This is a genomic window from Streptomyces sp., assembly GCF_036566765.1.
GTDB lineage: Bacteria > Actinomycetota > Actinomycetes > Streptomycetales > Streptomycetaceae > Streptomyces.
Genome location: NZ_DATCVQ010000286.1, coordinates 1 through 7,470 on the forward strand (window position 1 = coordinate 1; position 7,470 = coordinate 7,470).

Sequence of the window (7,470 nt, forward strand, 5' to 3'; positions counted from 1 at the left end):
CGCTTCCAGACCTCCGTCACCAGGGGGACGCCCGGGCGGTAGGCCAGGTGGACGTGGGAGGGGGCGTCGAGGAGCGCGAAGTCCGCGTACGCGCCGGGTGCGAGGCGGCCGATGTCGGTACGGCGCAGGGCCGCGGCGCCGCCGGCGGTGGCGGACCAGAGCGCCTCGTCCGGGGTCATCCGCATGTCGCGGACGGCGAGGGCGATGCAGAACGGGACGGACGAGGTGAACGACGAGCCCGGGTTGCAGTCGGTCGACAGGGCGACGGTCACGCCGGCGTCGAGGAGGCGGCGGGCGTCCGGCCACTCGGCGCGGGTGGAGAACTCGGCGCCGGGGAGGAGGGTGGCGACGGTGTTGCCGTTGGCGAGCGCGTCGACGTCGGCGTCGGTGAGGTGGGTGCAGTGGTCGGCGCTCGCCGCGTCCAGCTCGACGGCGAGCTGGACGCCCGGGCCGTACGAGAGCTGGTTGGCGTGCACGCGCGGGTGCAGGCCCTTGGCCATGCCGGCGGTGAGGATCGCGCGGGCCTGGTCCCCGTCGAACGCGCCCTTCTCGCAGAAGACGTCGACCCAGCGGGCGTGCGGGGCGCAGGCGTCGAGCATCTCGCCGGTGACGAGGGCGACGTAGCCGGCCGGGTCGTCGGCGAAGTCCGGGGACACGATGTGCGCGCCGAGGTAGGTGACCTCGTCGGTGTGCGCGGCGGCGATGCGCAGGGCGCGGGCCTCGTCGTGGGTGGTGAGGCCGTACCCGGACTTGGTCTCGAAGGTGGTGGTGCCCTGGCGGAGGGCCTCGTCGAGGTACCGGGTGAGGTTGCGCTCCAGCTCCGCGTCGGAGGCGGCGCGGGTGGCGGCGACGGTGGTCCGGATGCCGCCGGCGGCGTACGCCTGGCCGGACATGCGGGCGTTGAACTCGGCGGTGCGGTCGCCGGCGAAGACGAGGTGCGAGTGGGAGTCGACGAACCCGGGGATCACGGCCCGCCCGCCGGCGCTGACGCGCACGTCGGCGTCGGGCGCGCCGGCCGCGGCCCCGGCCCAGACGACCCGCTCGCCGTCGAGCACGAGCGCGGCGCCCTCGACGATCCCGAGCGGGGAGCCGTCACCGAGGGCGGGGTCGTTGGTGACGAGTCGGCCGATGTCAGTGACGACGGTGGTGGTCATGGTCCCTCTCGATGGTCGATTGAATGTCCCCCCGTCCCCCGGGGCGCCATCGCCCCGGCGGGGGCAGCAGCTCCGCCCCCGGCCGACGCCGGGGGCGGGGTGTCACGCCCGGAGGGACGTGATCGCGTCGTTCAGGGCGGCTGCCGGGTTCTGGACGGTGGCGTGGGCGCCGGCTCGGACGATGGGGCGGCCTGCTACGACCACGTCCGTGACGTCCGCCGCCGTGGCCGCGAAGACCGCCGTCTCCGCCGCCAGGCGCGGGTCCGCGCCCACCGTGCGGATGGAGCCGAGCGTCACCGTCGTGAAGTCGGCGAGCGCGCCCGCCTCCAGGCGGCCGGCGTCCGACCAGCCGAGGGCGGCGTGGCCGTCGGCCGTGGCCGCGCGGAGCAGCGCCGCCGCCGTCCAGTGGCCCCGGGTGCGGGAGCGGAGGCGCTCGTTGAGCTCCATCGCCCGCGCCTCCTCCAGGAGGTCGATCACGGCATGGCTGTCGCTGCCGAGCGAGAGGGGCGAACCCGCCGCCTGCAGCGCGACCGCCGGGCCGATGCCGTCCGCCAGGTCCCGTTCCGTCGTCGGGCACATGCACGTGCCCGTCGCGGACGAGCCGAGGAGCGTCACGTCCTCGTCCGTCAGGTGGGTGTTGTGGACGCCGGTCGTCCGCGCCCCGAGCACGCCGTGCTCGGCCAGCAGCTGCGTCGGCGTGCAGCCGTGCGCCGCGAGGCAGGCGTCGTTCTCCGCCGTCTGCTCGGACAGGTGGACGTGCAGCGGCGCCTCGCGCTCCCGCGCCCAGTCCGCGACCGTCGCGAGCTGCGACGCCGGGACGGCCCGTACGGAGTGGATCGCCGCGCCGATACGGACGCCGGGCCGTTCCTTCAGGCCCGACACCCGCTCAGCCCAGGCGTCCGCCGACCCGTCGGAGAAGCGGACCTGGTGCGGCTCGGGAGCCGCGCCGAAGCCGGACGACAGGTACGCCGTGTCGAGCAGCGTGATGCGGATGCCCGCGTCGGCCGCCGCCGCGATCAGCGCCTCGCCCATCGCGTTGGGGTCGGCGTACGGCGTGCCGTCCGGCGCGTGGTGCACATAGTGGAACTCGCCGACGGACGTGATGCCCGCCAGCGCCATCTCCGCGTACACGGCGCGCGCGAGCGCGTGGTACGACTCCGGCGTGAGCCGGGACGCGACCCGGTACATGACGTCGCGCCACGTCCAGAACGTGCCCGAACCCACCTGCACCGTGCCCCGAAGCGCCCGGTGGAAGGCGTGCGAGTGGGCGTTCGCGAGGCCCGGGATCGTAAAGCCGCGCAGGACTGCCGCGCCGGGCGTCGGCGCGTCCACGCCCGTGCGGACCGCCGTGATCCGGCCGTCCGCGACCTCCAGCGCCACCCCCGGCTCGACGTGCGTGTCGAGCCAGGCGTGCTCCAGCCAGTACGTCGTCGTCAGCGACACGCCAGGCCCTCCAGTACGTCGGCGAGTGCGAGGACCCCGGCCACGCAGTCGTCCTCGCCCGCGAACTCGGCCGGGGAGTGCGAGACGCCGGTCGGGTTCCGTACGAACAGCATGGCGGTCGGGATCGAGGCGGACAGGATGCCCGCGTCGTGTCCCGCGCCCGTGCCCAGCACCGGCGTCTTCTCTCCCAGGATCCCCGCCATCTCGTCCCGCAGCGCATGCTCGAACTCGACCACCGGCGTGAAGGACTCCTGGACGACGCCCAGGTCGATGCCGTGCTTCGCCGCCGTCTCGCGGGCCGCCGTCTCGATGCCCGCGATGACCGCGTCCAGCGCGCCCTGGTCGGCCGCCCGCGCGTCGAGCCAGCCGCGTACCAGCGACGGGATGGCGTTGACGCCGTTCGGCTCGACGGAGATCTTGCCGAAGGTGGCGACCGCGCCCGCGAGCTCCGCCTCGCGGCGGGCCGCGAGGACGGTCTCGGCGTAGGTCAGCATCGGGTCGCGGCGGTCGACGAGCCGCGTCGTGCCGGCGTGGTTGGCCTCGCCGTGGAAGTCGTACCGCCAGCGGCCGTGCGGCCAGATCGCCGAGGCGATGCCGACGGCGTCGCCGGACAGGTCCAGCGCGCGGCCCTGCTCGACGTGCAGCTCGACGAACGCGCCGATGCGGTCGAGCCGTTCGCGGTCGGGGCCGATGGCCTCGGGGTCGAACCCGGCGGCCTCCATGGCCTGCGGGAGGCTGACCCCGTCGGCGTCGCGCAGCTCGTACGCCTGCTCCTTCGTCAGCTGTCCGGCGGCGAGCCGGGAGCCGACACAGGCGAGGCCGAACCGGGCGCCCTCCTCGTCGCCGAAGTTCACGATGGCCAGGGGGCGCTTGAACACCACGCCGCGGGAACGCAGTTCGTCGAGCGCCGCGAACGACGACACCACGCCGAGCGGGCCGTCGAAGGCCCCGCCGTCCGGCACGGAGTCCAGGTGCGAGCCGGTGACGACGGCGTCGCCGGCCGCGGGGTCGCCGAGCCAGGCCCACTGGTTGCCGTTGCGGTCGACCTCGTAGTTCAGCCGGCGGGCCTCCGCCTGCATCTGGAACCAGAGCCGGCAGTCGGCGTCCGCGCCGGTCCAGGCGTAGCGGCGGTAGCCGCCCGAGGCGTCACTGCGGCCGATGGGCCGCAGCGACCGCCACATGGCGTGGAAGGTGTCGCTCACGCGGAGCCGTCCTCGGAGCCCTCGCGCATCGGGACGCGGACGCCCTTCTCGTCCGCGACGCGCTCCGCGATGTCGTAACCCGCGTCGACGTGACGGATGACGCCCATGCCCGGGTCGTTGGTGAGCACGCGGCGGATCTTCTCGCCGGCGAGCTTCGTGCCGTCCGCCACGGAGACCTGGCCGGCGTGGATGGAGCGGCCCATGCCGACGCCGCCGCCGTGGTGGATGGAGACCCAGGACGCGCCGGAGGCGACGTTGACCATGGCGTTGAGGAGCGGCCAGTCCGCGATCGCGTCGGAGCCGTCGAGCATGGCCTCGGTCTCGCGGTACGGGGAGGCCACCGAGCCGCAGTCGAGGTGGTCGCGGCCGATCGCGAGGGGCGCGGCGAGGGTGCCGTTGCCGACCATGTCGTTGAACATGTCGCCCGCCTTGTCGCGCTCGCCCTGGCCGAGCCAGCAGATACGGGCGGGCAGGCCCTGGAAGTGGACCCGCTCGCCGGCCATCTTGATCCAGCGGTGCAGGGACTCGTTCTCCGGGAAGAGCTCCAGGATCGCCTTGTCGGTCTTGTGGATGTCCGACGCCTCACCCGACAGCGCGGCCCAGCGGAACGGGCCCTTGCCCTCGCAGAACAGCGGGCGGATGTACGCCGGCACGAAGCCGGGGAAGGCGAAGGCGCGGTCGTAGCCGGCCAGCTGGGCCTCGCCGCGGATGGAGTTGCCGTAGTCGAAGACCTCGGCGCCGGCGTCCATGAAGCCGACCATGGCCTCGACGTGGCGGGCCATGGACTCGCGGGCGCGGGTGGTGAAGCCCGCCGGGTCCTTGGCCGCGTACGTCGCCATGTCGTCGAAGTCGACGCCGACGGGGAGGTAGGAGAGCGGGTCGTGGGCGGAGGTCTGGTCCGTCACGATGTCGATCGGGGCGCCCTCCGCGAGCATCTGCGGGAGGAGCTCGGCCGCGTTGCCGAGCAGACCGATGGAGAGCGGCTTGCGGGCGTCGCGGGCCTCGACGGCCAGCTGCAGCGCGTGCCGCAGGTTGTCGGCCTTCACGTCCAGGTAGCGGTGCTCGATGCGGCGCTCGATCGCGCGCGGGTCGACGTCGATGCAGATCGCGACGCCGTCGTTCATCGTCACGGCGAGCGGCTGGGCGCCGCCCATGCCGCCGAGGCCGGCGGTGAGGGTGATGGTGCCGGCGAGGGTGCCGTTGAACTTCTTGGCGGCGACGGCGGCGAAGGTCTCGTACGTGCCCTGGAGGATGCCCTGGGTGCCGATGTAGATCCACGAACCGGCGGTCATCTGGCCGTACATCGTGAGGCCGAGGGCCTCCAGACGGCGGAACTCCTCCCAGTTCGCCCAGTCGCCGACCAGGTTGGAGTTGGCGATGAGGACGCGCGGGGCCCACTCGTGGGTCTGCATGACGCCGACCGGGCGGCCGGACTGGACGAGCATCGTCTCGTCCTGCTTCAGGGTCCGCAGGGTGCGCACCATCGCGTCGAAGGAGCGCCAGTCGCGGGCCGCCTTGCCGGTGCCGCCGTAGACGACGAGCTTGTCCGGGTGCTCGGCGACCTCGGGGTCGAGGTTGTTCTGCAGCATCCGCAGGGCGGCTTCCTGCTGCCATCCCAGGGTGCTGAGTTCCGTGCCGCGCGGGGCTCGTACGGGGCGGGGTCCTGACATGGCGTTGCCTCCTCGGATGTGGTCCAGATATTCACATAGTGGCGTGGTGAATAAATGTAGTCAACACCTGCGGCGTCGCGCCGCCCGATGGTGGGATGGCCCCATGGCCTCCTCACGTCGCGACCCGGCCGTCCGCGCCGCCGTCGAGCAAGGACTCCTCACCCCCGCCGAACCCGTCGTCGCCCTGATCGACGCCGACGGCGTCCGGGCCTCCGCCGCCGCCCTCGACACCGCGTTCGCGGCCATCGCCCCGGGCGCCCGCATCATGCACGCCTTCGCCGTGAAGGCGTGCCCGCTCGTCCCCGTCCTTCGCCTGCTGTACGAGGCGGGGCTCGGCGCGGAGGTCGCGAGCCCCGGCGAGCTGGCCCTGGCCCGCGCGGCCGGCGTCCCCGCCTCCCGTACGGTCCTGGACTCGCCCGCCAAGACCGCCGGCGAGCTGCGCGAGGCGCTGACCCTGGGCATCGCGCTGAACGCCGACAACTTCCAGGAGCTGGCCCTGCTCGACGCGCTCGTCGCCCGGACGGCGCGCTTCCCGCGCGTCGGCCTGCGGGTCAACCCGCAGCTCGGCTCGGGCGCCATCGGCGCGCTCTCCACCGCTGCCCCGACCTCGAAGTTCGGCGTCGCGCTGCGCGACCCGGGGGCCCGCGAGGAGGTCGTCCGGGCGTACCTCGACCGGCGCTGGCTGACCCGGCTGCACGTGCACAGCGGCTCGCAGGGCATCCCGCTCGCTCTGATGGCCGAAGGAGTCGCGGAGCTGTACGGGCTCGCCGAGGAGATCAACGCGAAGGCCGGCCGGACCCAGGTCGACACCCTCGACATCGGCGGCGGCCTGCCGGTGAACTTCGCCTCCGACGAGGAGTCGCCGACGTACGCGGAGTACGCCCGGCTGCTCGCCGAGCGGGTCCCGGGGCTGTTCGACGGGCGCTACGCCCTGGTGACCGAGTTCGGCCGCTCGCTGCTGGCCCGGCACGGCACGGTCCTGGCCCGCGTGGAGTACACGAAGACGGCCGGCGGCCGCGCGGTCGCCGTCACCCACGCGGGCGTGCAGCTCGCCACCCGCACGGTGTACGACCCCGAGGCCTACCCGGTGCGGATCGCCGCGTACGACGCCGAGGGCAGGCCGCGCACCGGGCCCGAGGTCGCCCAGGACGTGGCCGGGCCCGCCTGCTTCGCCGGGGACCTGCTCGCCGCCGCGCGGCCGCTGCCGCGCCTGGAGCCGGGCGACGTCGCGGCCGTCCTGGACACCGGGGCGTACTACTTCTCCAGCCACTACGGCTACAACAGCCTCCCCCGGCCCGCCGTGCACGGCTTCACCCGCACGGCCGACGGGATCCGCTTCGCGCTCGTCCGCCGTGCGCAGAGCCTGGCCGAGATCGTGGCCGAGTCGGGCGGCGAGGACCCGGACGCGCTGCTGCGCTGACGGCGCGCTCCCGTACCGACGGTGCTTCCATGGAGCCATGGCTGCTACCAAGAGCGTCGTCGTCGAGCGGCGGGTCCAGGCGCCTCCCGGACGGGTCTGGGAGGCGCTGACCGATCTGCGGGGCATGGAGCGGGTGCTCAGCGGGGTGGAGCGGGTCGAGGTGCTGACGGAGGGCGGCTTCGACGTCGGCACCCGGTGGCGGGAGACCCGGCGGATGCTGGGCAAGGAGGCCACCGAGGAGATGACGGTGACCGAGTGCGTGCCGCCTGAGCGGTACGTGACGGTCGCCGACTCGCACGGGATGCACTACGAGTCGGAGATCGAGCTGCTGAAGGGGGACCCGGCCGCCTCCTCGACCGCGGTGGTCATGCGCTTCAGCGCCACCCCGACCGGCGGCGGCGCCATGGGCCTGCTGTCCAGGCTGATCGGCGGCCTGGGCGCGAAGGCGGTGAGCCGGGCGCTGGCGAAGGACCTGGACGAGATGGCGACGGCGGTCGAACGGCGCGGCTGACGCCGGGTCGGTCAGGTCGGGTGACACCGAATCCGGTCAAGGTCGGGTTCCGGGTCCGATCAAGGCCGGG

Annotated in this window: 6 protein-coding genes; 2 read left to right on the top strand and 4 right to left on the bottom strand. The window is 73.9% G+C overall.

Going from position 1 to position 7,470, the window contains the following annotated elements:
* From hutI to hutU, 4 genes are all read right to left on the bottom strand, one after another.
* The coding region (gene hutI / locus VIU94_RS16125) for an imidazolonepropionase (protein ID WP_331912031.1) at positions 1 to 1,154 on the bottom strand (1,154 nt) is incomplete at its 3' end.
* Between the two features lie 102 nt (positions 1,155 to 1,256).
* On the bottom strand, positions 1,257 to 2,591 hold the full coding sequence (locus tag VIU94_RS16130; RefSeq protein ID WP_331912039.1) for a formimidoylglutamate deiminase: 1,335 nt from the start codon (positions 2,589 to 2,591) through the stop codon (positions 1,257 to 1,259).
* Positions 2,588 to 3,778, bottom strand: a complete 1,191-nt coding sequence (locus VIU94_RS16135; protein ID WP_331912041.1) for an allantoate amidohydrolase — start codon at positions 3,776 to 3,778, stop codon at positions 2,588 to 2,590. The genes VIU94_RS16130 and VIU94_RS16135 overlap by 4 nt, the downstream gene beginning before the upstream one ends.
* A gap of 17 nt (positions 3,779 to 3,795) precedes the next feature.
* A complete protein-coding gene (gene hutU, locus VIU94_RS16140) occupies positions 3,796 to 5,469 on the bottom strand; it encodes a urocanate hydratase (RefSeq protein WP_331912033.1) in 1,674 nt (557 codons plus the stop codon).
* A 103-nt stretch (positions 5,470 to 5,572) separates the two neighbouring features.
* On the opposite strand from hutU, the gene VIU94_RS16145 reads away from it, so the two are divergent.
* Both VIU94_RS16145 and VIU94_RS16150 read left to right on the top strand, forming a co-directional pair.
* Complete coding sequence (locus VIU94_RS16145; protein WP_331912035.1) at positions 5,573 to 6,889, top strand: type III PLP-dependent enzyme domain-containing protein; 1,317 nt, start codon at positions 5,573 to 5,575, stop codon at positions 6,887 to 6,889.
* 37 nt (positions 6,890 to 6,926) lie between these two features.
* On the top strand, positions 6,927 to 7,400 hold the full coding sequence (locus VIU94_RS16150; RefSeq protein ID WP_331912037.1) for an SRPBCC family protein: 474 nt from the start codon (positions 6,927 to 6,929) through the stop codon (positions 7,398 to 7,400).
* Positions 7,401 to 7,470: the final 70 nt, after the last annotated feature.